Consider the following 25,145-nt stretch of genomic DNA (forward strand, 5'->3'; position numbering starts at 1 on the left):
GCGTCACTTGTACGCCTTGGCGGCCTCGGCCTCCAGCTTGGCCTGCGTGCCCTTGACGTCGGTCGGCTTCATCACGAACTGGCGCAGCGCCTCCCACTCGCCCTTGCCGGGCGTCGCGCCGAACGCGGCGGGCGCCAGGTCGGACATGTCGTAGCGGGCGGCGTCGCCGGACTGCTGCAGCTGGCCGATCAGCTGCTTGGCGATCGGGTCGGAGTAGGCGTCCGGCGGGACGTTCTTGTTCGGCGTCAGGTAGCCGCCGAGCCCGGCCCAGACCTTGCCGGCCTCCGGGGAGGCGAGGAACTTCATCAGCTCCTGCGCGCCCTTGCCGTCCTTCAGCGCGACCGCGACGTCGCCGCCGAGGATCGCCGGGGCGGTGTCGCCGGCCTTCGGGAAGGCGAACACCTTGGCGTCGGTGCCGACCTTGGCCTTGGTGGTGGCGATGTTCGCGGCGGCGAAGTCGCCGCCGTAGACCATCGCGGCCTTCTGCTGGCCGAAGACCTGGGTGACCGACTCGTCGAACTTGGTCTTGGTCGCCGCGGCGACGCCGCCGTTGAGGTAGTCGGGCTTGCCCCAGATCTGCGCGAGGGTCTCCAGCGCCTTGCCGACCGTCGGGTCGGTCCACTTGATCTCGTGCTTGGCGAGCTTGTCGTAGTTCTCCGGGCCCGCCTGCGACAGGTAGACGTTCTCGAACCAGTCGGTGAGGGTCCAGGAGTCCTGCGGGCCGGCGGCGAGGGTGAACGGGGTGGTGCCCGCGTCCTGCAGCGTGCCGGACGCCTTGACCAGGTCCGCCCACGCCGCGGGCGGCTGCACGCCGGCCTCGGAGAACGCGTCCGGCCGGTACCACAGGATGGACTTGTAGGCGGCCTTGACCATCACGCCGTAGGTCTTGCCGCCGGAGGAGCCGAGCTCCTTCCAGTACGGCGCGAAGTTGTTGCCGACCTCGGTGACGACGTCGGCGGACAGCGGCTTCAGCGAGCCCTTCTCCGCGTACTGCTGCATCAGGCCGGGCTGGGGCAGGATCGCCACGTCCGGCGGGTTGCCGGCCTCCAGGCGCGGGCCGAGGTAGGCGTCGGTGTTCTCACCGGTGGAGGCGTAGTTGACCTTCGCCCCGGTCTTCTTCTCGAACGCCTGCAGCACCTTGCGGAAGTTGGTCTCCTCCGCGCCGGTCCACTTGGCGGCGACCTCGATCGTGGTGCCCTTGAGCGCTCCCCCGCCGGCCGGCGTCGAGCCGTCGCCGCCCCCGTCGTCGTCGCCGCCGCACGCGGCTGCCGACGACAGGAGCAGTCCCGCCGCGACGGCGGCCCCCATCACTCTGCTGACCCTCATTGCTCATCCTCCCTGGACGGACCGGCGGCGTCCGATCCCCAGATCGCCGCGCCGGACTCGATATCGAAGAAGTGCAGGCGGCCGGTGTCGACGCGGATCGCCACCGGGTCGCCCACCTTCACGCGGGTGCGCGGGCTGAACCGCGCGACCAGGTCCGTGCGGGGGCTCTCCAGATGCCCCAGCACGTCGGTCCCCGCGTCGCGGGCGAGTTCCCTGGTGTCCTCGGTGACGACCTGGGACGCCTCGATCGCGAAGTGGACCAGCACGTCCGAGCCCATGGCCTCGACGAGGTCGGCGGTGGAGGTGAGCCCGGACCCCTCGGGCGCCTCCACGAGCTCGGAGTCCTCCATGTCCTCGGGGCGGATGCCGACGACGACGTCGCTCCCGAGGCGGGACGCCAGGGCCGGGCGCTCGGTCAGCACCTCGGCCGGCAGCGCCAGGGTCTGGCCGCCGATCTCCAGGCGCGGGTTCGCCGCGTCCCCGGACAGCGTGCCGTGGATCAGGTTCATGGCGGGTGAGCCGATGAAGCCGGCGACGAACAGGTTGGCCGGCCGGTCGTAGAGCTCCTGCGGCGGCGCGACCTGCTGCAGCTCGCCCTTCTTCATCACCGCGACGCGGTCGCCGAGCGTCATCGCCTCGGTCTGGTCGTGGGTGACGTAGATCGTGGTGACGCCGAGGTCGCGCTGGATGCGGGCGATCTCGGCGCGCATCTGGACGCGGAGCTTGGCGTCGAGGTTGGACAGCGGCTCGTCCATCAGGAACGCCTGCGGCTCGCGGACGATCGCGCGGCCCATCGCGACGCGCTGGCGCTGCCCGCCCGACAGGTTGCGGGGCTTGCGCGACAGGTGGTCGGTGAGGCCGAGGATCTCGGCGGCCCGGTCGACCTTCTCCCGGATCTCGGTCTTCGGCATCTTGCGCAGCGAGAGCCCGAAGCCGATGTTGTCGCGCACCGACAGGTGCGGGTAGAGCGCGTAGCTCTGGAACACCATCGCGACGTCCCGGTCGCGGGCGGGGACGCGGTTGACGACGCGGCCCCCGATCGTCACCTCGCCCTCGGAGATGTCCTCCAGGCCGGCGACCATCCGCAGCGCGGTGGTCTTGCCGCAGCCCGAGGGGCCGACGAGGACGAGGAACTCCCCGTCGGCGATGTGGAGGTTCAGGTCGGTGACGGCCCGGGTGCCGTCGGGATAGACCTTCCCGACGCTGGTCAGGTCGACCTCTGCCACGGCGTCTCCTCTTCTTCACGGCACGGCTCCAGCAAGGGGGAGAAACCCGATTTACCCCCGCGTAACAATGCATCTAGTACAGGGCCGACCACCCTCGCCGCAATACGCACGGCGCCTCGCTGACGGATTTGGTGCAGAGATCGTTACCGACCCGTATTCAGGGCCGTTCCGCCTTGTCCGAAACGCCGCGGGGGTGCGGACGCAAACCCGTCCGCACCCCCGCCGTCCCGCCCTGCCGGGGCGGGGTCAGTCCACGACCACCAGACCCCGCCCGGTGACGTTCATCGGCTCGTAGCCGTCCTCGGTGCACACCACGATGTCCTCGATGCGGGCGCCGTGCGGGCCGGGGTAGATGCCCGGCTCGATGGAGAACGCCATGCCCGGCTCCAGCGGCTCCCGGTTGCCGGCGACGATGTAGGGGTCCTCGTGCGACTCCAGGCCGATGCCGTGGCCGGTGCGGTGGAAGAAGTGCTCGCCGTGCCCGGCGGCGGCGATGAGGTCGCGGCCCGCCGCGTCCACCGCCTCGGGCGTCGCCCCCGGCCGGACGGCCTCGCACGACGCGCGCTGCGCCTCCTCCAGCACGCCGTAGTAGGCGAGGTAGCCGGCGGGCGGCTCCCCGACGCAGTAGTTGCGGGTGGAGTCCGAGCAGTAGCCGCTCGGCATCGTCCCGCCGATGTCGACCACCACGGGCTCGCCGGGCCGGATCACGCGGTCCGACAGCTCCGCGTGCGGGTTCGCGCCGTTCGGGCCGGACCCGACGATGACGAAGTCGACGCGGGCGTGGCCCTCGGCGATGATCGCGTCGGCGATGTCGCGGCCGACCTCCCGCTCGGTGCGGCCGGCCTTGAGCAGGCCGGGGACGAGGCGGTGCACCCGGTCGATCGCGGCGCCGGCCTCGCGCAGCGCCGCGACCTCGGCGGCGGACTTGCGCATCCGCAGCTCGCGCAGCACCGGCCCGGCCGCGACCTGCTCGGCGCCGGGCAGCGCGTCGCGGAACCGCAGCGCCATGACCGCCCACATCCGGTCGGCGACGCCGACCTTCCCCGCCGCCGGCAGGCGGGCCGCGGTCAGCGCGTACGGGTCGTCGGTCTCGTCCCACGGCACCAGCTCGACGCCGAGCGCACCGGCCGGGGACTCCTGCGCGGCGGGCAGCTCCAGCCGCGGGACGACCAGGAACGGCTCCCCCTCGGCGGGCACCGCGAGGCACGTGAGGCGCTCCAGCTGCAGCGCCTCGTACCCGGTGACGTAGCGCAGGTCGGGACCGGGGGTCAGCAGCACGGCGCTGAGGCCCGCCTCGGCCGTCGCCTCCCGCACCCGCCCGATGCGCTCCGGCGGATACAACTCCGTTGTCACACCCGTCTCCATTCTCCAGTTCCTGTCCGATGGCCGGTACCAGGATCCCAGGAGCGGCGGAGCGGCGCGGCGTCGGACCCGCGTGGGAGCATGGCGCCATGAGCGGGTTGATGCTGCTGGACACGCCGTCGCTGTACTTCCGCGCCTTCTACGGGGTGCCCGAGTCGGTGACGGCGCCGGACGGGACGCCGGTGAACGCGGTGCGCGGGCTGATCGACATGATCGCGCGCCTCGTCCAGGACCGGGCGCCGGACCGCCTGGTCTGCTGCATGGACGCCGACTGGCGGCCGGCGTTCCGGGTGGCGGCGCTGCCGTCCTACAAGGCGCACCGGGTGGCCGACGACGGCGGCGACCAGACCCCGGACGCGCTGGAGGCGCAGCTCCCGGTGATCGACGCGGTGCTCGACGCGGCCGGCCTCGCCCGCGCCGGCGTCCCCGGCTACGAGGCCGACGACGTGATCGGCACGCTCGCGGTGCGCGGCGCCGCCGCCGGGCCGGTCGACATCGTCACCGGCGACCGCGACCTGTTCCAGCTCGTCGACGACGCCGGGCCCGTCGCCGTCCTCTACACCGCGCGCGGCATCCGCAACCTGCAGATCATGGGCGAGAAGGAGGTCGCGGCCAAGTACGGCATCCCGGGCCGCGGCTACGGCGACTACGCGACGCTGCGCGGCGACCCCAGCGACGGCCTGCCGGGGGTGCCCGGCGTCGGCGACAAGACGGCCGCCGCGCTGATCACCCGTTTCGGCTCGGTCGAGGGCATCCTCGCCGCGCTGGACGCGGGCACCGACACGGGCTTCCCGGCGGGCGCCCGCCGCCGCATGGAGGCGGCCCGCGACTACCTGGCCGCCGCCGAGACGGTGGTCCGGGTGGTCACCGACATCGACGCCCCGGAACTGGCGGCCCTGGACGACCGCCTCCCCACCACCCCCCGCGACGCCGAGGCCCTGGTGGAACTCGCCGACCGCTGGAACCTCACCAGCCCCGTCAACCGCCTCCTGAACGCCCTCGCCCGCTGACCACGGTGTGGGGTGAGCCCGCGCCGAAACGAGGTCCGGAGCGGCGGGGCGGCTGGGGCGGGGTTTCGCTGCAAGTTTCGGCAAAAGTGTCATAAGACGCAGACACGGCGTTCTGCGGCGTGCAGCATGCGAGACGGTGACGGGTTGTCATGGGCGCATGCAGACGACCGGTACCCGCGGCACTGGGCCTCACCGCCCCACTCCCCCCATGTGCCGGGGGTGCCGGTTCACCCGGGCGTGCGCGGGGGCGGGTGCGCGGTGAGCGGGCGTGCGGTGAGCGAGCGGGCACAGGCGCGCGGCGGGCGGTTCTGGGACGCGCTGGACGGCCGGGAGCGCGCGGCGCTGCGGGAGGCCGGCCGGTCGCGGGTCTACCGGGCGCGGGCGCCGCTGTGCTACCAGGGCGACGACTCCGACCACATCATCGTCATCGAGTCGGGGTGGGCGAAGGTCGTGGCGTCCAGCGCGGACGGGCACGCGGTGGTGCTGGCGGTGCGCGGTCCCGGGGACCTGGTGTGCGAGAGCGCGGTGCTCGGGCGGCGGGAGCGGTCGGCGACGGTGCAGGCGCTCGACCAGGTGCGGGCGCTGCTGGTGCCGGCGGCGCGGTTCACCGCGTTCCTGGACGCCCATCCCGGGGTCTGGATGCTGGTCAGCGGCACGTTCGTGCGGCGCCTGGACGACGCGGGCCGGCGGCTGCAGGCGCACGTGTCGGCGCAGGGCCCGCGGCGGCTGGCGATCCTGCTGGCGGAGCTCGCGGAGATGTCGGCGCGGCAGGGCGGGGCGGGCGCCGGCGGGTCGGTGCCGATCGGGCCGCCGCTGTCGCAGGAGGAGCTCGGCAGCTGGATGGACGCCTCCCGGGAGACGGTCGCGCGGGCGCTGGCGGTGCTGCGGGACGCGGGGCTGGTGCGCACCGGTCGGCGCCGGATCACGGTGCTGGACCCGCCGGGCCTGCGGGCGTTCGCGGACGGCGCCTTTACATTGTAGATTCCTAACGGTTCGGGGGGTTCGTCCCGTACGCTCGGTGCTGTGCCGCGCCGACCGCTGCGACTCCGCACCGCCGAGGCCGACGCCGCGGTCCGCGCGGGGCTGGACCGGGTCCGCGCCGAGTTCTCGGTGCCCGGCCCGTTCCCGCCCGCGGCCCTCGCGGAGGCCGCGCGGGCCGCGGCGCCCCCGGACGGCCGCGCCGACCTGCGCGAGGTGCCCTTCTTCACCCTCGACCCGCCGGGCTCGCTGGACCTGGACCAGGCGATGCACCTGGAGCGGCGCGGGTCCGGGCACCGGGTGCGGTACGCGATCGCGGACGTGGCCGGGTTCGTGCGGCCCGGCGGCGCGCTGGACGCCGAGGCGCACGCCCGGGGCGTCACGCTCTACCTGCCGGACGCGAACGCGCCGCTGCAACCGCGGCGGATGTCGGAGGGGACGGCGAGCCTGCTGCCGGGCCGGGACCGCCCGGCCGTCGCGTGGACGATCGACGTCGACGGCGCCGGGCGGATCACCGGGGTGGACGTGCGGCGCGCCGTCGTGCGCAGCCGCGCCCGGCTCGACTACGCCACCGCGCGCCACGACGACGGCGATCCGCGGATCGCGCTGCTCGGCGAGATCGGCGAGCGGCTCATCGCGGCGGAGGCGGCGCGCGGCGGGGTCAGCCTGCCGCTGCCCGAGCAGGAGGTCGTGCACGCCAACGGCGGCTGGGCGCTGAAGCTGCGCGGGGACCTGGCGACCGAGGCGTGGAACGCGCAGATCTCGCTGCTGACCGGGCGGGCGGCGGCGCGGCTGATGCTGGCCGGCGGGGTGGGGCTGCTGCGCACGATGCCGCCCGCGCCCGCCGAGGCGGTGGCGCGGCTGCGGCTGGCGGCGCGGGCGCTCGGCGTCGCCTGGCCGGCCGACACCTCCTACGGCGACATCGTCCGCGCCCTGGACCCGGCCGTCCCGCGGCACGCGGCGTTCCTGCACGACGCGGCGGGGCTGATGCGCGGCGCCGGCTACACCGCGTTCGACGGCGCCGCGCCGGGGCAGGCGGCGCACGCGGCGGTGGCCGCCCCGTACGCGCACGTCACCGCGCCGATCCGGCGGCTGGCGGACCGGTACGCGACCGAGGTGTGCCTGGCCCTGGCGGCGGGGCGGCCCGTGCCGGGGTGGGTGCGGGAGGCGCTGCCGGGACTGCCGGAGGCGATGCAGCGGGCGCTGCGGCGGGCCGCGGACGTCGACCACGCCTGCGTCGACCTGGTCGAGGCGCTGCTGCTGCGCGAGCACGTCGGGGAGGTGTTCGACGCGGTGGTGGTGGACGTGAGCGCCGACCGGTCGGGCGGCCGGGTGCAGCTGGTGGCGCCGCCGGTGTTCGGCCGCTGCGAGGGCCCTGACCTCCCGCTCGGCGAGCAGGTCAAGGTGCGGCTGGAGGAGGCGGACCCGGCGCGGCGCCGGGTCCGCTTCTCCCGCACCGAGTGAGCCCGCACCCGAGTCAGCCCGCACCGGAGTGAGCCCGCGCTGGTGCGGGCGGGCGCCGGGGTCAGGCGGCGCTGAGGCGGAGCCGTTCGCCGAGTTCGGCGGTCACGGCGGCGTTGAGCCGGTAGGCGGCCCTGACCTCGCCGATGACGGCCTCCTGCTCGGCGGCGTCCCAGGGCGCGGCGTCGAGCAGTTCGCGGTAGCGGTCCTTGTAGGCCTTGGGCTTGCCGGGGAAGCGGTAGAAGCGGACGCCGTCGTCGCCGGCGGCGAGGTCGAGCGTGCGGCGGACCTGGCGGCCGATGTACTGCCCGCCGGACAGGTCGCCCAGGTAGCGGGTGTAGTGGTGGGCGACGAACCCGCCGGGCCAGTCGAAGCAGACCTCGCGGAGCCGCGCGCAGTACCGCTCGGTGGCCGCGCCCGGCTCGACGCGGGCGCGCCAGCGGGGCCCGTAGAAGTAGCCGAGGTCGGCCTCGAGCGCGTCGCGGCGGCGCAGGCCGGGCAGGTCGAACCGGCCGGCCACGGGGTCGGCCGCCATCCGGTCGGCGGCCTCCTCCAGCAGGTCGTAGACGGGGTGCAGCTGCGCGACCAGGACCGCGTACTCCTCGCGGCCGAGGCGGCCCTCGGCCAGCGCGCTCATGTAGGCCGAGCCCTCGTTGTCGCCGTGGTCGTCCCAGGTCGCGGCGCGCAGCCGCGCGGAGAACAGCTCGTTTTCCGACGCCATGTCGGCTACTTTACCGACACGGCGTCGGGAACGTCCAGCCGATCGGGGCGTCAGCCGCTGAGCGCGGCGCGGGCCTGCTCGGTCATCCGGACGACCTCGTGCCGCACCTGGGGCCGCTCGGTGAGCCGCTCGCCGAACGGGATCCGGACGGGCTGCTCCACCCCGCCGTCGGTGACGGCGAACTCGATCCCGTCGGCGTCCAGCCCGGTCATGCGGGCCGCGGTGGCGCCGGGGCGGCCGCCGAGCGCCCGGCAGATGGTGAGGCAGTCGGCGGCGTGGTCGTCGTTCATGTGCCGCATGATCTGGCGGACGACGTCCTCGGTGAACGGCCCGGGGTCGGTCATGAAACGGTCCTTTCCCGCAGCTGGGGGCTGAAACGGACAGACTAGAGGGCCAGGCCCTTGTAGACGCGGAGGGCGTTGCCGCCGAGGACGAGGCCGAGGGTCTCCTCGTCGAGGCCGAGCCCGGCGATGGCGCGGGCGTTGCGGGCGACGCCGGGGACGCCGGGCCAGTCGGTGCCGAAGACGAACTTGCGGGCCAGCCGGCGCAGGTCGTGCCGGGCGTAGTACTCGGGGAGCCGGCGCGGCGGCAGCCCGGACAGCTCGATCCACACCTCCTCGCGCGACAGCGCGAGGAACGCGGCGGCGTCGTACCACCAGCCCCGCCCGCCGTGCGCGAGCACGAACGTCAGGCCGGGGAACAGCCGCAGGACGTCGTCGATGGGCGTCGGGTCGGCGTACCGGTTGGCGGAGCCGGGGAAGGAGCTGGTGCCGCAGTGGACGACGACGGGCACGCCCGCGTCGCGGCAGACCTGGTAGGCGGGGTACAGCTCGGGGTCGGCGACGCTGAACCGGCCGTGCACCGGGTGCAGCTTCAGCGCGGCGGCGCCGAACTCCAGCTGCCGGGCGACCTCGGCGTCGACCGGGTAGTGCAGGTGCGGGTTGACGTTGGCGATCGGCCTGAAGCGGCGCGGGTTGTGCTTGAGCAGGGGCTCCAGGTCCTCGATGGGCTGGGTGCCGGTGGTCCGCGGGCTGTACTCGCACAGCAGCAGGGCGATGTCGACGCCCTCGCCCTCGAAGTAGGCGTCGACGCGCTCGGGGACGAGGGCGCCGTCGGCGTCGTAGAGGTCCTGCCAGGGGTGGGCGGCGCCGAACTCCTCGGCCCAGCGCCGCCATGCCGGCGGCAGGGTCGGGAGGCGGGCGGTGTGCACGTGCGCGTCGATCAGCGGACGTCCATCGAGCATGCGGCGGAGCCTACCCGCCGCCCTCGCCGCCGGCGCGGCCCGCCCCGGCGGCGCGGCCCGCCCCGGCGGCGAGGGCGCCCATGACCGTGGTGACGAGGGCGTCGGCGGCCTCGGCGGCGGGCAGCCGGCCGGCGTCGACCTCCTCGGCGGCGGCGTGCATGAGCGCGTAGACGACGCCGGCCTGCCAGCCGGCGGGGACGGCGGTGCCGAAGGCGCCCTCGGCGCGGCCGCGCTCGATGACGTCCTCGACGCGGGCGAGGACGTCGCCGTGCCGGGCGCGGACCCCGGCGGGGCCGAGGATCCGCAGCCCGGCGGTGAGCAGGGTGCGGTACCGGTCCAGGACCCGCCAGGACGAGCGGACCGCGCGGGCGAGGGCCTGGTCGGCGGGGCCGGCGCCGAGGTCGGCGGCGTCCAGCGCGGCGCCGGCGGCGGCCAGCGACCGGGCGAACAGCGTCTCCAGCAGCGCCTCGCGGGAGGCGAAGTGCCCGTACAGGGTGACCCGGCCGACGCCGGCGGCCCGGGCGATCTCGGTCATGCCGGCGCCGGGGTCGCGGGCGAAGCACCGCAGGGCGGCGTCCAGGATGGCCTCGATGTTGCGTTCGGCGTCGGCGCGGCGGCGGCTGGTCGCGGGCATGGGGCCAGGGTAGGGCTCAGTGGGCGAACACCGGGCCGTCGCCCGGGTCCGGCCGCCCGGCGGGGACGAGCAGCAGGGCGAGGACGGCGCCGGCCGCGCCGATTCCCGCGAACACCGCGAACGCGGTGTGGAACCCGCCCACGGCCTGCCCGCCGACGCTCGCCCCGGCGAGCGCGGTCGCCAGGGCGATGCCGAGGGCACCGCCGATCTCGTGCCCGGTGCTGACGACGCCGGACGCCAGCCCCGCCTCGTCGTGGGAGATCCCGTTCATCGCCGTGGCCGTCGCGCAGACGAACGCGGCGCCGAGCCCGGCGGCCAGCAGCACGAACCCCGGCAGGACGCCGGTGAGGGCGTTCCCGTCGGCGGGGAGGCGGGAGAGCAGGAACGCTCCGGCGGCGGCCAGCGCGAGGCCGGCGGCGGCGACGGGGCGCGGGCCGGCCCGTCCGGCGAGGGTGGACGCGGTGTGCGCGCCGGCGATGGTGGCGAGCGCGACGGGCAGGAACACCAGGCCGGTCTTCACCGCGGAGTAGTCCAGCAGGTTCTGCAGGTACTGGGAGATGAGGAAGAAGCCGGACAGCAGCAGGCCGGACGCGGCGAGCATCAGCAGGTTGCCGGCGGCGATGGTGCGGCGGCGCAGCAGGCCGGGCGGGACGAGGGGCGTCCGCACGGACCGCTCGACGAGGAGGAAGGCGGCGGCGAGGACGGCGGCGGCGCCCAGCGGGACGAACGCCTGCCCGCTCCCCCACCCGCGCTCGCCCGCCGTGACGAGCCCGTAGATGAGCGCGGCGGCGGCGAGCGTGGCGGTGGCGGCGCCGGCGAGGTCGAGGGGGCGGCGGGCCGGCGCGGCGGCCGGGACGGCGCGCGGCAGCGCGGCCAGCACCGCCAGCCCGGCCGGGACGTTGACGTAGAACACCCACTCCCAGCCGGGTCCGCTGGTCAGCAGGCCGCCGAGCAGCACCCCGGCGGCGGCGCCGGTGCCGCCGATGGCGGCCCACACGCCGAGCGCGCGGGTGCGCTCGGGCCCGTGGAAGGAGGTCGTGACGATCGCCAGGGCGGCCGGGGACAGCAGCGCGGCGCCCACGCCCTGCGCGGCGCGCGCGCCGATGAGCGTTCCGGCGTCCCAGGCGAGCCCGGACAGCAGCGAGGCGGCGGTGAACAGCGCGAGCCCGATGAGGAACGCGCGCCGCCGGCCGAGGGTGTCGGCCAGGCGCCCGCCGAGCAGCAGCAGGCCGCCGAAGCACAGCGAGTAGGCGGTGACGACCCAGGTCTGCGCGCCGCGCCCGAGGGACAGGTCGGCGGCGATGGACGGCAGCGCGACGTTCACGACGGTGAGGTCGACGATGAGCATGAACTGGGCGAGGCAGAGCAGGACGAGCGCCCACCGGGGGCGCGGGAGCGCGGCGCCGGGCGGTTCGTGGCGGTGCGGCGGCGCCGTGGAGGAGGTGTGCACGAAAAGACCCCTAACTCGAACATCGTTGTTCGAGTTAGGGTAGCCCGGATCGCACAGAACTTGAACAGTGCTGTTCGAGTTATTCACGCCACGTCGGCGGACTCCTGGCCGTCGAGCCAGCCGAGGATGCCCTCGACGGCGTCCCGGCAGCCGCCGCAGCCGGTGCCGGCGCGGGTCGCGCGGGCGACGCCGGCGGCGGTGCGGGCGCCGGACTGCCAGCAGGCGCGGATCTCCCCCTTGCTGACGTTGTTGCAGTGGCAGACGGTGGCGGCGTCCGGCATCCGCACCGGCGACTCGGCCTCCGCCGCCGCGGACATGCCGGGGAACAGCAGCCCGAGGCGCTCGGCGGGCAGCGGCGCGGCGCGGTCGTAGAGCCGGGTGAGGGTGCCGGCGGCGGAGGTCTCGCCGAGCAGGATCGCGCCGATCAGCCGGCCGTCCCGGATCACCGCCTTCTTGTAGGTGCCGCGGGCGGCGTCGGTGAACCGGACGACCTCCACGTCCTCGTCGTCGTCGCCGAAGTGGGTCTCCCCCATCGAGGCCAGTTCGATCCCGGCGGCCTTCAGCCGGGTGATCTGCCGGGCGCCGGTGAAGCGGGCGGCCGGGTCGGTGCCGGCGAGCAGCCCGGCGAGCACCCCGGCCTGCTCCCAGGCGGGCGCGACCAGCCCGTACACCTCGTCGCGGTGCTCGGCGCACTCGCCGATGGCGCGGACGGACGGGTCGGTGACCGAGCGCAGCTCGTCGTCCACGAGCACGGCGCGGCCGACCGCGAGCCCGGCGCCGCGGGCGAGGCCCACCTCGGGCCGCACCCCGCAGGACAGGATGACCAGGTCGGCGGCGAGGACCTCGGTACCGCCGCCGGGCCGGGCCAGCTCGACCCCGGTGACGGCGCCGCCGGCGGTGCGCAGGCCCGTGACGTCGGCCTGCAGCCGCGTCCCGATGCCGAGCGCGGCGAGGGTCCGCGCCAGGACCCTCCCGGCGGCGGGGTCGAGCTGGCGCTCCATGAGGTGCCCGGCCAGGTGCAGGACGGTGACCTCCAGGCCCCGGCCGGCCAGGCCGCGCGCGGCCTCGATGCCGAGCAGGCCGCCGCCGACGACGACCGCGCGGCGCGCCGCGGCGGCCAGCTCGGTGATGCGGCGGCAGTCGTCCAGCGTGCGGAACACCTGCGCGCCCTCGGGCAGCCCGTCGCGCAGGCCCGGCATCGGCGGGATGAACGCGGTGCTGCCGGTCGCGAGGACCAGCGTCCCGTAGCGGGTGGCGGTGCCGTCGGAGGCGTGCACGGTCTTCGCGGCGCGGTCGACGCGGGTGACCTCGACGCCGAGCCGGGCGTCGACGCCGTGGGCGGCGTACCAGGCGGCGTCGACCAGGCCGATGTGGTCGGGCCGCGTCACCCCGGCGAGGACGTTCGACAGCAGCACCCGGTTGTAGGGGGCCTGCGTCTCGGCGCCGAACACGGTGATCGGGACGGCGGCGTCGCGGGCGCGCAGCTCCCCGACGAGCCGGGACCCGGCCATCCCGTTGCCGACCACGACGACGCGGCCGCCGTCCCCGGCCCGCGCGGTTCCCGCGCCGGTCATCGCTTCACCTCCAGCGGGAGCGGCTTGATCTGGTCGCGCTCGACCTCGAAGGCGATGCTCGGGTCGGGGGTGCGCGGGGCGTTGACGAAGGACACGAACCGGCGGAGCCGCTCGGGGTCGTCGAGGGTGCCGCGCCATTCGTCGGTGTAGGACGCGACGTGGCGCTCCATCGCGGCGTCGAGTTCGGCGCAGATGCCGAGCCGGTCGTCCACGATGACCTCGCGGAGGTAGTCCAGGCCGCCGTCCAGGGACTCCAGCCAGGTCGCGGTGCGCTGCAGCCGGTCGGCGGTGCGGATGTAGAACATCAGGAACCGGTCGATGCAGCGGAGCAGCTCCGCGTCGGTGAGGTCGGTGGCGAACAGGTCGGCGTGGCGGGGCCGCATGCCGCCGTTCCCGGCGAGGTAGAGGTTCCAGCCGTTCTCGGTGGCGATGACGCCGAAGTCCTTGCTCTGCGCCTCGGCGCACTCGCGGGCGCAGCCCGACACCGCCGACTTCAGCTTGTGCGGGGCGCGCAGGCCCCGGTACCGCAGTTCGAGGCGGATCGCCATGGCCGCCGAGTCCTGGACGCCGTACCGGCACCAGGTGGACCCGACGCACGACTTCACCGTCCGCAGCGCCTTGCCGTAGGCGTGGCCGGACTCGAACCCGGCGTCGACGAGCCGCCGCCAGATCTCGGGGAGCTGCTCGACGCGGGCGCCGAACAGGTCGATCCGCTGCCCGCCGGTGATCTTGGTGTAGAGGCCGAAGTCGCGGGCGACCTCGCCGATCACGATGAGCTTGTCGGGGGTGATCTCGCCGCCGGGGACGCGCGGCACGACCGAGTAGGTGCCGTTCTTCTGCAGGTTGGCCAGGAAGTGGTCGTTGGTGTCCTGCAGCGCGGCCTGCTCGCCCTCCAGGATGTGGCCGTTGCCGAGGCTGGCGAGGATGGACGCGACGGCGGGCTTGCAGATGTCGCAGCCCCGGCCCGTCCCGTGCTCCTCCACGAGCTGGGTGAAGCTGGCGACCCGCCCGGCGCGGACGATGTCGAACAGCTCGGCGCGGCTGTAGGCGAAGTGCTCGCAGATCGCCCGGCTGACCTCGATCCCGGCGGCGGTCAGCTCGGCGTCCAGGATGCGCTTGACCAGCGGGACGCAGCTGCCGCAGCTCGTCCCGGCGCGGGTGCGGTCCTTGACGCCGGGCACGTCGGTCAGGGAGTGCTCGGAGATCGCGCAGCGGATGCCCTCGGCGGTGACGTTGTTGCAGGAGCAGATGACGGCCGCGCCGGGCAGGTCGCCGCCGGCGGTCTCGGTCCCGCCGAACAGCAGCTGCTCGGGCGCGCCCGGCAGGCTCCCGCCGACGAGGGCGCGCAGCGTGCCGTAGGACTCGGCGTCGCCGACGAGGACGCCGCCGAGCAGGGTCTGCGCGTCGTCGCTGACGACGAGCTTCTTGTAGACCCCGGCGACGGGGTCGGTGTAGGTGACGCCGAGCGCGCCCCGCTCCGGCCCGGCCGACGGGTCGCCGAAGCCGGCGACGTCGACGCCCATCAGCTTCAGCTTCGTCGACATGTCGGCGCCCTCGAACACGGCGGTGCTCGCGTCCGACAGGAGCCGGTCGGCGACGACCTCGGCCATCGAGAAGCACGGCCCGACCAGCCCGTAGACGGTGCCGCCGGCCGCGCCGCCCACCAGCGCGCACTCGCCGATCGCCCAGATGGCGGGGTCCTCGGTGCGGCACGCCGCGTCCACCGCGACGCCGCCGCGCTCCCCCACCGGAAGGCCGCAGCCGCGGGCGAGCTCGTCGCGCGGCCGGATGCCGGCGGAGAACACCACGACCTCCGCCTCGACCTCGGTGCCGTCGTCGAGGACGACGCGGCGGACGGCGCCGTCCTCCCCCGGCTCCAGCGCGCGGATGGGCACGCCCGTGCGGACGCTCAGGCCGAGGCCCTCGATGTGGCGGCGCAGCATCGCGCCGCCGCCCTCGTCGAGCTGGCGCGGCATCAGCCACGGCGCGACCTCCACCACCCCGGCGCGCAGCCCGAGGCCCTGCAGGGCGCGGGCCGCCTCCAGGCCGAGCAGGCCGCCGCCGATGACGGCGCCGGTGCCCCTGCCCCGCGCGTAGGCGCGGATCGCGTCGAGGTCGTCGATCGTGCGGTACACGAACACGCCGGGCAGGTCCGCGCCGTCGACCGGCGGCACGAACGGCGCCGACCCGGTGGCCAGGACGAGCGCGTCGTAGGGGACGGCGTCCCCGGCCGAGGTCGCGACGGTGCGGGCGGCGCGGTCGATCGCGGTGACGCGCTCGCCGGTGCGGACGGCGACCTCGCCGCCGTGCCGCGGGTAGGCGAGGTCGGCGCCCTCCAGGTACGTCGTCAGCGCGACCCGGTCGTAGGCGGTCCGGGGCTCCTCGCCGATGACGGTGATGGTCCAGGTCCCGGCGGCGTCGCGTGCGCGCAGGGCCTCTACGAGGCGGTGCGCGGCCGGCCCGTGCCCGGCCACGACCAGCCGCCTGTCCGGTGTGCTGTCGGCTCCCATGAACCCCGATGCTCGGCGGCCCGTATTTCCCGGAGGGATCACCGGTGTCACCCGCGCGTTAACTGGAGCTCACCTCGCCCGGGCCCGGCGGTTCGGCGCGTTCCTGCCGGGCGCCGGCGGCGTCCGCGCCCACCGCTTCACCCAGCGCATACCGGAGACGAAGCCGGCCGGGGAGCTGCCCGCCGTCCCGCCCGAGCTGCTCGGCCGTCCCGAGGGTGGCCCGGCCGTGCCGGTGGACCGCTACTACGAGGCCGAGGGGACGTTCTGGGCGGACCCGCGGACGGGCGCGCCGATCGACCAGCGGCAGCACGTCCTGTCGACGCTGCGCCCCAGGCAGGGCCCGGGCGCGGGAGTCCTGCTCGCCGCGGCTGGGCTGCCGCTCACCGCGCGCGGCCGCCGCTCACCCGCCGCACGGCCGCCCGTTAGGCCCCGGATGGGCGGGTAGGACGCACGGACAGGCCAGAACCGTCCGCGGAGAAGGGGGTATCGCGATGGGCGAGTCGCAGCACCGTCCCGTGCGGGGCGAGCACCGCTACGAGCAGGAGGTCGGCTCGGCGCGCGAGCACGAGGAGCGGCCCGGCAAGAGCCTGGTCACCACCGACCACGAGGCCATCCGCCACTGGGCGGAGGAGCGCGGCGCGGAGCCGTCGACCGTGCCGGGCAGCGACTACGGCGGCCGGCCGGGCCGGCTGCTGTTCGACTTCCCCGGCTACGGCGGCGAGAACCTGGAGCACATCTCCTGGGACGACTGGTTCCTCACGTTCGACGAGCGGGAGCTGAACTTCATCTACCAGGAGCACAAGAAGGACGGCTCGCAGAGCAACTTCTTCCAGCTGGAGAACCCGCACACCGGCGACGGCGGCTGACCGGCCGCCGCTCCTCCGCCCCGGGGCCTCAGGCGGGGGCGAGGACGAGCGTCGCGTCGTGCCCGCCGAACCCGAACGAGTTCGACAGCGCGGGCGCGGCGGGCGCGATCGCCCGCGGCTCGCCGTGCACGACGTCGACCAGCGCGGTCTCGGCGTCGGGGGCGGCGAAGTTGGCGGTGGGCGGGACGAGCCCGTCCGCCGCGCTCAGCAGCGCCACCATCGCCTGCAGGGCGCCGCCGGCGCCGAGGACGTGCCCGGTGACGCCCTTGGTGGCGGTGACGGGCGGGGTGCGGCCGCCGAAGCAGCGGTCGATCGCGCGGGCCTCGGCGCCGTCGTTGCCGCGGGTGCCGGTGGCGTGCGCGCTGATGTGCCCGACGCGGGAGGCGGCGAGCCCGGCGTCGGCGAGCGCGGCGGCCATGCACCGGGCGGCGACGGCGCCGTCCGGGCGGGGCCGCACGAGGTGCGCGGCGTCGGCGGCGCACCCGTACCCGGCGACCTCCCCGTGGATGCGGGCGCCGCGCGCGGCGGCGCGGTCGGCGCGCTCCAGCACCAGGAACGCGGCGGCCTCCCCGACGACGAACCCGTCGCGGCCGGCGTCGAAGGGGCGGCCGGCGGTGTGCGGGGCGGGGTCGCGGCGGGCGAGGGCGCCGATGCGCGCGAACGCGGCCATCGCGAACGGGGTGAGGATCGCGTCGACGCCGCCGGCGACGGCGGCGTCGATCCGGCCGGCGCGGATGGCGAGGACGGCCTCGCCGATCGCGGTGGCGCCGCTGGCGCAGCCGGTGGAGAAGGTGAGGCAGGGCCCCTGGCAGCCGTGCCGGATGGACACGTTCGCGGCGACGGCGTTCGGCATGATCCTCGGGACGGCGGGGACGGGGACGCGGTCGAGGGTTCCGGCGTGCTCGTGGCCGCCGAGCGCGACGGTGGCGGCGAGCCCGGCGGCGGCGGTCCCCACGTAGACGGCGCGGCGGGCCGGGTCTGCGTGAAGGCCGCCGCCGGGGCCGGACCCGGCGTCGGCGACGGCGTCGTCGGCGGCGGCCACGCCGAGCTTGGTCATCCGGTCGAGGCGGCGGCGCTCGGGCCGGGTGAAGTAGCGGTCCTCGTCCAGCGGCCGGGCGGGGCAGCCGAACGACACCGCGGTCCCGGCCTCCAGCAGCTCGGGGACGTGGACGGCCTGCGACTTGCCCGCCAGGACGGTCGCGAGCACCTCCGCGGGCGTGCCGCCGGCGGGGCTCTTCACCCCGAACCCGGTCACCACGACGCGGGGCGTCCCGTCGGGGCGCTGCTCAGCGGTCATCCGTCACCTCGCGGTCCGGGGGTTTCCCGCAGGGGCGCGGGGCTCCGGAAAGCTAGCGCGGCGGCGCACGCGGGAACTTGCCACGCCGTGCACATTCTCCTGGCGGTTTTTGTCACGCGGGTGACACGGGCCACAGCGCGACCAGGCGTTCCGTCGCCCACTCGCCGCGGTCGTGCACCATGGAGGGGTGACGCAGGTTGTGGAGAACGCGGCGGGTGCGGGGAGCACGGCGGGAACGGGGAGCACGGCGGAGGCGGGGCACGCGGGGGCGGCGGGGGCCGACGGGCCGCGGCTGCTGGCCGATCTCGTCGGGGACGGCGAGGTGGTGGTGCTGAGCGGCGCGGGCCTGTCCACCGAGTCGGGCATTCCCGACTACCGCGGTGAGACGGGGCGCCGGCGGCCCGCGCATCCGATGACCTACCAGGAGTTCACCGGCAGTGAGGCGGCGCGGCGCCGGTACTGGGCGCGCGGCCATCTCGGCTGGCGGCACATGGCGGCGGTCCGCCCGAACGCGGGCCACCGGGCGGTGGCCGAGCTGCAGCGGCGCGGCCTGCTCGCCGGGATCATCACCCAGAACGTCGACGGGCTGCAGCAGGCGGCCGGGGCGGCCGGGGTGATCGAGCTGCACGGGGCGCTGGACCGGGTGGTGTGCCTGGCGTGCGGCGCGCGGAGCCCGCGCGCGGCGCTGGAGGCGCGGCTGCGGGCGGCCAACCCCGGTTTCGAGGCGCGCGCGGAGGCGATCAACCCGGACGGCGACGCGGTCCTGCCGGACGCGGCCGTGGCGGGGTTCCGGCTGGTGGGCTGCGAGCGGTGCGGCGGCCCGCTCAAGCCCGACGTGGTCTTCTTCGGCGAGAACGTGCCGCCGGCCCGGGTGCGGGACTGCTACGCGCTGACCGAGGGCGCGGGGGCGCTGCTGGTGCTCGGGTCGTCGCTGACGGTGCTGTCGGGGTACCGGTTCGTCCGGCACGCGGCGCGGCACGGCGTCCCGGTGGCGATCGTGAACCGGGGCGCGACGCGCGGCGACGAGCACGCGCTGGTGACGGTGGACGCGCCGCTCGGCGCGACGCTCACGGCCCTCCTCGACGAGCTGGGGCGGTAGGCCCGCCTCCGGTGGGTGTCCGGCAGGGCCGGCCCCCGTCAGGTCAGCCGCCGGTGCCCGGCAGGGCCGTCGCGGCGGGCGCCGCGGACGCCCGCGCGCCGGGCGGGGCGGGCGGCGGCGGGTCGGCCACGGCGGGCGGGTCGGGCAGCGTGTCGCCGGTCACGAACCCGGTGCCCTCCAGCTGCCTCATCTGCTCGTTGACCAGTGGCTGGGCCTGCTCGGCGAAGCGCCGCACGAGGGTGTTGCGGGTGGCGGCGCGGACGGCGCCAAGCTCGGTGTAGAGCAGGCCCTGCGCCATCCGCATCCGCGCGACGGCGGTCTTGTCGTAGTCGTTGCCGGACTTGCCGGTGATCTCCGACATCCAGCTCTGCTGGTCGGAGCCGGGCCGGTCCGGCAGCGGGACGCCCAGCCGGGCGGCGGCCTGCCGGTTCAGCCGGTCGAGCCGGGCGTGCCGCGCGGCGGACGCGGCGAGCGCGCGGCGGGTCGCGGGCCGGGCGGCGCGGCGCTGGGCCTGGCGGGCGACGGGGATCTCCCACAGCGCGGCCCGCCGGACCCGCACGAGGACGTCGCGGTCGGCGGGGCCGAGCGGGCCCCAGTCGGTGGTGACGGTGGACCGGGCCGCGGCCTCATCGCCGGCCTTCGGCGCGACCGCGGCGCCGTCGGTGGCCTGCCGGCCGGCGGGCTGGCAGGCGCTGAGCGGCAGGCCTGCGGCGAGCACGGCGGCCAGCGCGGCCGCGGCCGGTGCGGCGGCCGGTCGGGGGCGGGGCATCCGGGACCGCCTTCCGGTCGGGGGAAACGGCGTCACGGCAGCAGTACGCGCGTCCCGTCCGCCGGGTTCGACGCGACGGGTCCCGGAGCGGGGGGGGCGGCCGGAGGGTCAGGTCCAGCCGAGCTGGGCGACGGCGGTGACCGGCGGCTCCCCGCCCGCCTCGGTGAAGGCGCGCAGCGCGGCGACGAGGGCGCGGCGCTGCCCGGCCGGCATCCCGGCGACGACCCCGGAGATCTCGGCGCGGCGGCGGGCGGTGACGTCGTCGACGATCGCGCGGCCGGCGGCGGTCACCTGGATGCGGACCTCGCGGCCGCTGCGCGGGCTGGCCTCGCGGCGCACGAGGCCGGCGGCGGCGAGCCGGTCCACCATCCGCATCGCGGTGGAGGGGTTGACCTCCAGCAGCCCGGCGAGCGTGACGAGCTTGGACGGCCCCTGCGAGGACAGCACGACCAGCAGCCGGAACTGCGGCAGCGTGACGGCGTCCTCGACGGCGGCCAGGGACCGCGCCGAGACCGCCACCAGCAGCCGGGAGGCGGTGAGCAGCGCCGAGGTGACCTCGTCGACGCCCGCGTCCGCGTCCTCGTTCATGACCACTTTCTACAGGGCCGGGCCCCGCGCGCGCCAACGCGCCCGGGAGCGTTCCGGCAGGCGGTCACCGCCGCCCGCCGCCCCGGTCCGGCCGGTCGCCGGGGAGCAGGTCGGCGAGGAGTTCGGCGAGGTGGCGGGGCCGGGCGCCGGTGCCCGCCTCGATCTGCGTGCGGCAGGAGAACCCGTCGGCGAGCACGGCCGTGCCCGGCCCGGCGTCCTGGACGGCGGGCCACACGCCCTGCTCGGCGACCTTGGCCGACACCTCGTAGTGGCCGCGTTCGAAGCCGAAGTCGCCGGCCAGGCCGCAGCACCCGACGTCGAGGGTCTCGGCGTCCACGCCGGCGCGCTCCAGGACGCGCTGGTCGGCGCCGAACCCCATGATGGCGTGCTGGTGGCAGTGCGGCTGCGCGATCGCGCGGACCGCCGGGGAGTCGAGCCCGGCGACGGTGCCGCGGGCCGCGAGGGGCGAGGCGCCGCCGGACTCCCGCTGGTGCTGGTCGAGGAGCTCGGCGAGGGTCCTGGTCTGGTCGCGCAGGCGCTTGACGTCGTCCTCGGCGGGGTCGCCCTCCATCAGCTCGGGGGCGTCGGCGCGGAACACGGCGGTGCAGGACGGCTCCAGCCCGACCACCGGGACGCCCTCGCGCAGCCGGGTCGCCAGCGCCCGGGCGGTGCGGCGCAGGACGCGGGCGGCGACGCCGAGCTGGCCGGTGGAGATCCAGGTCAGGCCGCAGCACAGCGCGACGGGCGGGACCTCGACCCGGTACCCGGACGCCTCCAGGACGCGGACGGCGGCCTTGCCGATGTGCGGGTGGAAGTTGTTGGTGAACGTGTCGGGCCACAGCACGACCCGCCGGCCGCCGGAGTCGCCGGGGGCGGCGCCGCCGGGGGCGGGGCGGCGCTTGAACCAGTCGGTGAACCGCTCGGGCGCGAACCGCGGGATGTCGCGCTGGGGGGCGATGCCGCCGGCGCGCTTGGCGGCGCCGCTCAGGCCGGGCAGGTGCGCGGCGGTGTTGGCGGCGCGGGGCGCGAACGCGGCGAGCCGCGCCCACAGCGGCAGCCACCCCATCGTGTAATGCGCGGGCGGCCGGATCCGGCCCTTGTAGTGGTGGGCGAGGAACTCGGCCTTGTAGGTGGCCATGTCCACGTTGACGGGGCAGTCGCTGCGGCAGCCCTTGCAGGCGAGGCACAGGTCGAGGGCGTCGCGGACGTCCTTGGACCGCCATCCGTCGGTGATGACGGCGGCGCCGCCGGGACCGGGCACGGCGGGGTTCGGCGTGCCGCCGTCCCGTCCCTCGCCGCCGGGCATGCCGCGCATCATCTCCATCAGGACGCGGGCGCGGCCGCGGGTGGAGTGCTCCTCCTCCCCGGTCGCCCGGTAGCTCGGGCACATGACGCCGCCGGAGGAGGCGCGGCACTTGCCGATGCCGACGCAGCGGGCGGCGGCGTGGGTGAAGCGGTGGTGGTCGTCGGGGTAGGCGAAGTGCGTCCCGGGCTCGGCCGGGTCGTAGGCGAGGTGGTCGAGGTCGTCGTCCAGCCGGTGCGGGTGGACGATCTTGCCGGGGTTCATCCGGTTCCCCGGGTCGAAGACCGCCTTGAACCGCTCGAACAGCCGGATCACCTCGTCGCCGAACATGATCGGCAGCAGCTCCGCGCGGGACTGGCCGTCGCCGTGCTCGCCCGACAGGGACCCGCCGTAGCCGGCGACCATGCGGGCGGCGCGCTCGATGAACCGGCGGTAGTTCCCGGCGCCCCTCTCGTCCTCCAGGTCGAACGGGATGCGGGTGTGGACGCAGCCCTGCCCGAAGTGCCCGTAGAGGGAGACGGGGCCGTAGCCGAACTCGCGGACGAGGGCGCGGAAGTCGCGCAGGTAGTCGCCGAGCCGCTCGGGCGGGACGGCGGCGTCCTCCCAGCCCTCGTGGGTGTCGGGGCGACCGGGCGGGTAGGCGGTGGCGCCGAGCCCGGCCTCGCGGACCTGCCAGAGCAGTTCCTCCTCCGCGGGGTCGCGGACGAAGGTGTGCCGCGGCGGGTTCGGCCCGTTCTCCATGTGCTCCAGGAGCTCGCGGGCGCGCTCGTCGGCCTCGTCCTTGGTGTCGCCGCCGAACCGGACCATCAGCCAGCCGCCGCCCTCGGGCATGTCCTCGACGACGCGCGGCCCGGCCAGGTGGTGCTGCTTGGCCAGGTCGAGGAGCCGCTCGTCCATGCCCTCCAGGGCCAGGGGCCTGAACGGCAGGATGCGTTGCACGGCGTCGCCGGCGCCGGGGATGTCGTCGTAGCCGAGGACGGCGAGCGACTGGTGCGGCGGGACGGGGACGAGTTCGATCTCGGCGCGCAGCACGGTGACGAGGGTGCCTTCGGAGCCGACGAGCGCGCGGGCGACGTCGAAGTTCTTCTCGGGCAGCAGCGAGTCGAGGTTGTAGCCGGACACGCGGCGCGGGATGCCGGGGTAGCGGGTGCGGATGAGCTCCATGCCGTCGTCGCGCAGTTCGCGCAGCGCCCGGTAGATCTCGGCGCGGCGCCCGCCCCCGGCCTGGACGCGGGCGTACTCCTCGTCGGAGGTCTCCCCCGCCCACATCCGGAGCCCGTCGTAGGTGAGGACCTCCAGCCGGACGACGGAGTCGACCATCTTCCCGTACGCCTGCGCGGACGCGCCGCAGGAGTTGTTGCCGATCATCCCGCCGATGGTGCAGGTGTCGTGCGTGGACGGCTTGGGCCCGACCATCAGCCCGTGCGCCGACAGCTCGGCGTTCAGGTCGTCCAGGCACGCGCCGGGCTCCACGACGGCGCGGCGGGCCGCGGGGTCGACCGAGACCAGCTTCCGGCAGTACTTCGACCAGTCGATCACGACGGCGATGTTGACGCACTGGCCGGCCAGGCTCGTCCCGCCGCCGCGCGACAGGACCGGCGCGCCGTGCTCGGCGCAGACCCGCACGGCCTCGGCGCCGGCCTCGACGTTCCTCGGCACCACCACCCCGATGGGGGGCTGCTGGTAGTTGGAGGAGTCGTGCGCGTAGGCCGCGCGCGACCCGGGGTCGAACCGGACCTCTCCGTCCACTCGTTCGGTGAGAGCGCGCCGCAGCGCGTCCCACTCCTTGTGCTCTGCCGACTCCTTGTGCTCTGCCGAAACTGCCATGGGGCAACGCATACCCGGAGGGACGGCCGCAACCGTCCCCGCCGCCGCCCCGGCGCCGGCCGGGGCCGGGGGCGCGGGTCAGTCCGCGATGCGGCTCGCGGTCTCCAGCAGCAGGGCGTGCACGAACGCCTGCGGGATGTTGCCGCGCAGCTGCCGCTGCCGGACGTCGTACTCCTCGGAGAACAGGCCGCTGGTCGCGCTGCCGGACCGGGTCCGCTCGAAGGTGCCGAGCGCGCGGGCGGTGTCGCCGGCGCGGTGCTCGGCGAGGGCGAGGACGAACCCGCACAGGGTGAAGGCGCCCTCGGCGACGCCGAGCGGCTCGTCCCCGACCCGGTACCGGTAGACGAACCCCTCCTGGACGAGGTCGGCGCGGACGGCCTCCAGGGTCGCGGTGCTGCGCGGGTCGTCGGCGGGCAGCGCGCCGCGCAGCGGCGGGATGAGCAGGGCGGCGTCCACCCGGTCGTCGTCGGCGGCGCGCCGCCAGCGGCCGCCGGGGGCGAGTGCGGTGCGGGAGGTCTCGGCGAGGATCGCGTCGGCGAGGCGGGTCCAGGCGGCGGCGTCGGCGGGGCCGGCGAGGACGCGCGCGGCCTGCCGGAGCCCGGCCGCGCAGATCAGCCGGGAGTGGGTCCACAGCCGGTCCTCGGTCTCCCAGATGCCGGCGCCGGGCTCGTGCCAGCGGCGGGCGATGGTGCCGGCGGCGACGCGGGCGGCCTCGCGGGCGCCGGGTTCGGTCCGGTCGTGCTCGGCGGCGGTGGCGAGCAGCAGCAGCGCCTCGCCGACGGCGTCGAGCTGCCACTGCTCGCTCGCCCGGTTGCCGGTGACGGCGGTGGCGCCGGGGTAGCCGGGGAGCGTGCTGCGGCGCCGGCCGGGCACCTCGCCCCCGGCGACGGTGTAGGCGGGGCGGAGCCGGTCGCGGTCGGCGAGGATGCGCGCGGTGACGAAGCCGGCGGCGCTGCGCAGCACGTGCGGGGGGCCGCCGTGGGCGGCGACGGCGTGCCCGGCCAGGCACTGGTCGCGGATCCAGGCGTAGCGGTAGTCGAAGTTGCGGCCCTCGTCGGCGCGTTCGGGCAGCGCGGTCGTCGCGGCGGCGGCCATGCCGCCGGCGGCGCTGGTCAGCCCGGTCAGCACGCCGTAGGCCAGCCGGGCGTCGCGGGGCGCGGCGGTGTCGTCGCAGGAGGGGACGGCCGCCCGCCAGTCGCGTTCGGTGGCCTCCCACAGCGCGCCGGGGTCCAGGTCCGCCGGGGGCTCCGCGGCGGACTCGGCGGCGATCTCCAGGACCAGGTCGCGGGACTCGCCCTCGGCGAGGTCGAACGTCACGGCGAGGACGGCGCCGCCGTCGGCGCCCTCCCGCACGAGCGCCTCGCCGGCGCCGCGCCAGCGGATCCGGGCACCGCCGGCGCGGGCCGTCCAGTCGGGGGCGTGGTGGTGCAGGTCCCGCATGCGGGCGCCGCCGGGCCGCACGTCCAGCAGGGCGCGCAGCCGGGCGCCGCCGCGGACGGCGCGGCAGCGGCGCAGGACGACGGCGCGGTCGGACCGGGCGGGGCGGGCCAGCGCCTCGCGGCACTCGACGATCGCGCCGTCCCCGGTGACCCAGCGGCTGTGCCAGATGAGGCCGCGGTCCTCGTAGTAGCCGCCCCAGACGAACCGGTCGCCGACCGGCTGGACGTGGTAGCCGCCCGGCCCGCCGAGCAGGCCGCCGAAGGCGGGTTCGGAGTCCCAGCGGGGGAAGCACATCCAGGCGTGCTCGCCGTGCGGGCCGACGAGGACGCCGCGCTCGCCGTCGGCGATGAGGGCGTAGTCGCGCAGGGCCTTGGGCAGGGCGGCGAGCCGCGCCGCGGGGTCGGTCAGCATGCCCCTGCACTACCCGGCGGCGCGGCGGCCAATGATCGGCGGCCGGTCCG

Annotated in this window: 21 protein-coding genes; 6 read left to right on the forward strand and 15 right to left on the reverse strand. The window is 76.1% G+C overall.

Annotated features, from left to right (window positions below; all coding sequences use genetic code 11):
* Positions 1–3 precede the first annotated feature (3 nt).
* The 3 genes from HUT06_RS22460 to HUT06_RS22470 all read right to left on the reverse strand — a co-directional run bounded on the left by HUT06_RS22460 (position 4) and on the right by HUT06_RS22470 (position 3,917).
* The gene (locus HUT06_RS22460) at positions 4–1,326 is read right to left on the reverse strand and encodes an ABC transporter substrate-binding protein (RefSeq protein WP_176197531.1); all 1,323 of its coding nucleotides are present in this window, start codon (positions 1,324–1,326) and stop codon (positions 4–6) included.
* Entirely contained in the window at positions 1,323–2,552 is a 1,230-nt protein-coding gene (locus tag HUT06_RS22465) for an ABC transporter ATP-binding protein (protein ID WP_176197532.1), read from the reverse strand. The genes HUT06_RS22460 and HUT06_RS22465 overlap by 4 nt, the downstream gene beginning before the upstream one ends.
* A gap of 246 nt (positions 2,553–2,798) precedes the next feature.
* Positions 2,799–3,917 (reverse strand): Xaa-Pro peptidase family protein, encoded by a 1,119-nt coding sequence (locus tag HUT06_RS22470; protein ID WP_176197533.1) that lies wholly within the window; start codon positions 3,915–3,917, stop codon positions 2,799–2,801.
* An 86-nt stretch (positions 3,918–4,003) separates the two neighbouring features.
* Between HUT06_RS22470 and HUT06_RS22475 the strand changes: the two genes are divergently transcribed.
* From HUT06_RS22475 to HUT06_RS22485, 3 genes are all read left to right on the forward strand, one after another.
* Positions 4,004–4,924 (forward strand): 5'-3' exonuclease, encoded by a 921-nt coding sequence (locus HUT06_RS22475; protein WP_176197534.1) that lies wholly within the window; start codon positions 4,004–4,006, stop codon positions 4,922–4,924.
* A gap of 273 nt (positions 4,925–5,197) precedes the next feature.
* Positions 5,198–5,905, forward strand: a complete 708-nt coding sequence (locus HUT06_RS22480) for a Crp/Fnr family transcriptional regulator (RefSeq protein WP_254715327.1) — start codon at positions 5,198–5,200, stop codon at positions 5,903–5,905.
* A gap of 42 nt (positions 5,906–5,947) precedes the next feature.
* The gene (locus HUT06_RS22485; protein ID WP_176197536.1) at positions 5,948–7,366 is read left to right on the forward strand and encodes an RNB domain-containing ribonuclease; all 1,419 of its coding nucleotides are present in this window, start codon (positions 5,948–5,950) and stop codon (positions 7,364–7,366) included.
* Between the two features lie 61 nt (positions 7,367–7,427).
* Here HUT06_RS22485 and HUT06_RS22490 read toward each other — a convergent pair whose 3' ends face one another.
* The 7 genes from HUT06_RS22490 to nirB form a co-directional block, all read right to left on the reverse strand.
* Positions 7,428–8,084: a heme oxygenase (biliverdin-producing) gene (locus HUT06_RS22490; RefSeq protein ID WP_176197537.1), complete on the reverse strand. Its 657-nt coding sequence runs from the start codon at positions 8,082–8,084 to the stop codon at positions 7,428–7,430.
* A gap of 50 nt (positions 8,085–8,134) precedes the next feature.
* Positions 8,135–8,428, reverse strand: coding sequence for a DUF2470 domain-containing protein (locus HUT06_RS22495; RefSeq protein ID WP_176197538.1), 294 nt, complete (start codon positions 8,426–8,428; stop codon positions 8,135–8,137).
* A 41-nt stretch (positions 8,429–8,469) separates the two neighbouring features.
* Positions 8,470–9,327 (reverse strand): amidohydrolase family protein, encoded by an 858-nt coding sequence (locus HUT06_RS22500; protein WP_176197539.1) that lies wholly within the window; start codon positions 9,325–9,327, stop codon positions 8,470–8,472.
* Between the two features lie 10 nt (positions 9,328–9,337).
* Positions 9,338–9,961, reverse strand: coding sequence for a TetR/AcrR family transcriptional regulator (locus HUT06_RS22505; RefSeq protein WP_176197540.1), 624 nt, complete (start codon positions 9,959–9,961; stop codon positions 9,338–9,340).
* Positions 9,962–9,977: 16 nt separating this feature from the next.
* The gene (locus tag HUT06_RS22510) at positions 9,978–11,411 is read right to left on the reverse strand and encodes an MFS transporter (protein WP_176197541.1); all 1,434 of its coding nucleotides are present in this window, start codon (positions 11,409–11,411) and stop codon (positions 9,978–9,980) included.
* A gap of 83 nt (positions 11,412–11,494) precedes the next feature.
* Entirely contained in the window at positions 11,495–12,985 is a 1,491-nt protein-coding gene (locus HUT06_RS22515; protein WP_176197542.1) for an FAD-dependent oxidoreductase, read from the reverse strand.
* Positions 12,982–15,495 carry a nitrite reductase large subunit NirB gene (gene nirB / locus HUT06_RS22520; protein ID WP_176197543.1) on the reverse strand — a complete coding sequence of 838 codons (2,514 nt, stop codon included), beginning with the start codon at positions 15,493–15,495 and terminating at the stop codon, positions 12,982–12,984. Before nirB ends, HUT06_RS22515 begins: the two co-directional genes overlap by 4 nt.
* Here nirB and HUT06_RS22525 point away from each other — a divergent pair.
* Together HUT06_RS22525 and HUT06_RS22530 are read left to right on the forward strand one after the other, a co-directional pair.
* Positions 15,494–15,940, forward strand: coding sequence for a porin PorA family protein (locus HUT06_RS22525; protein ID WP_176197544.1), 447 nt, complete (start codon positions 15,494–15,496; stop codon positions 15,938–15,940). The genes nirB and HUT06_RS22525 overlap by 2 nt on opposite strands.
* A 46-nt stretch (positions 15,941–15,986) precedes the next feature.
* Complete coding sequence (locus HUT06_RS22530; protein WP_176197545.1) at positions 15,987–16,361, forward strand: hypothetical protein; 375 nt, start codon at positions 15,987–15,989, stop codon at positions 16,359–16,361.
* A gap of 28 nt (positions 16,362–16,389) precedes the next feature.
* Here HUT06_RS22530 and HUT06_RS22535 read toward each other — a convergent pair whose 3' ends face one another.
* Positions 16,390–17,658 (reverse strand): beta-ketoacyl synthase, encoded by a 1,269-nt coding sequence (locus HUT06_RS22535; protein WP_176197546.1) that lies wholly within the window; start codon positions 17,656–17,658, stop codon positions 16,390–16,392.
* A 292-nt stretch (positions 17,659–17,950) separates the two neighbouring features.
* Here HUT06_RS22535 and HUT06_RS22540 point away from each other — a divergent pair, with 292 nt between their 5' ends.
* A complete protein-coding gene (locus tag HUT06_RS22540; RefSeq protein WP_176201547.1) occupies positions 17,951–18,757 on the forward strand; it encodes an NAD-dependent protein deacetylase in 807 nt (268 codons plus the stop codon).
* A 43-nt stretch (positions 18,758–18,800) separates the two neighbouring features.
* Here HUT06_RS22540 and HUT06_RS22545 read toward each other — a convergent pair whose 3' ends face one another.
* The 4 genes from HUT06_RS22545 to HUT06_RS22560 all read right to left on the reverse strand — a co-directional run bounded on the left by HUT06_RS22545 (position 18,801) and on the right by HUT06_RS22560 (position 25,095).
* Positions 18,801–19,526 (reverse strand): DUF4142 domain-containing protein, encoded by a 726-nt coding sequence (locus HUT06_RS22545; protein ID WP_176197547.1) that lies wholly within the window; start codon positions 19,524–19,526, stop codon positions 18,801–18,803.
* A gap of 108 nt (positions 19,527–19,634) precedes the next feature.
* On the reverse strand, positions 19,635–20,114 hold the full coding sequence (locus tag HUT06_RS22550) for a MarR family winged helix-turn-helix transcriptional regulator (protein WP_176197548.1): 480 nt from the start codon (positions 20,112–20,114) through the stop codon (positions 19,635–19,637).
* A gap of 64 nt (positions 20,115–20,178) precedes the next feature.
* The gene (locus HUT06_RS22555; RefSeq protein WP_217711399.1) at positions 20,179–23,244 is read right to left on the reverse strand and encodes an FAD-binding and (Fe-S)-binding domain-containing protein; all 3,066 of its coding nucleotides are present in this window, start codon (positions 23,242–23,244) and stop codon (positions 20,179–20,181) included.
* A gap of 78 nt (positions 23,245–23,322) precedes the next feature.
* Positions 23,323–25,095, reverse strand: a complete 1,773-nt coding sequence (locus tag HUT06_RS22560) for a glycoside hydrolase family 15 protein (protein ID WP_176197550.1) — start codon at positions 25,093–25,095, stop codon at positions 23,323–23,325.
* Between the last annotated feature and the right edge of the window lie 50 nt (positions 25,096–25,145).

The sequence above is a fragment of the Actinomadura sp. NAK00032 genome (genome assembly GCF_013364275.1).
GTDB lineage: Bacteria > Actinomycetota > Actinomycetes > Streptosporangiales > Streptosporangiaceae > Spirillospora.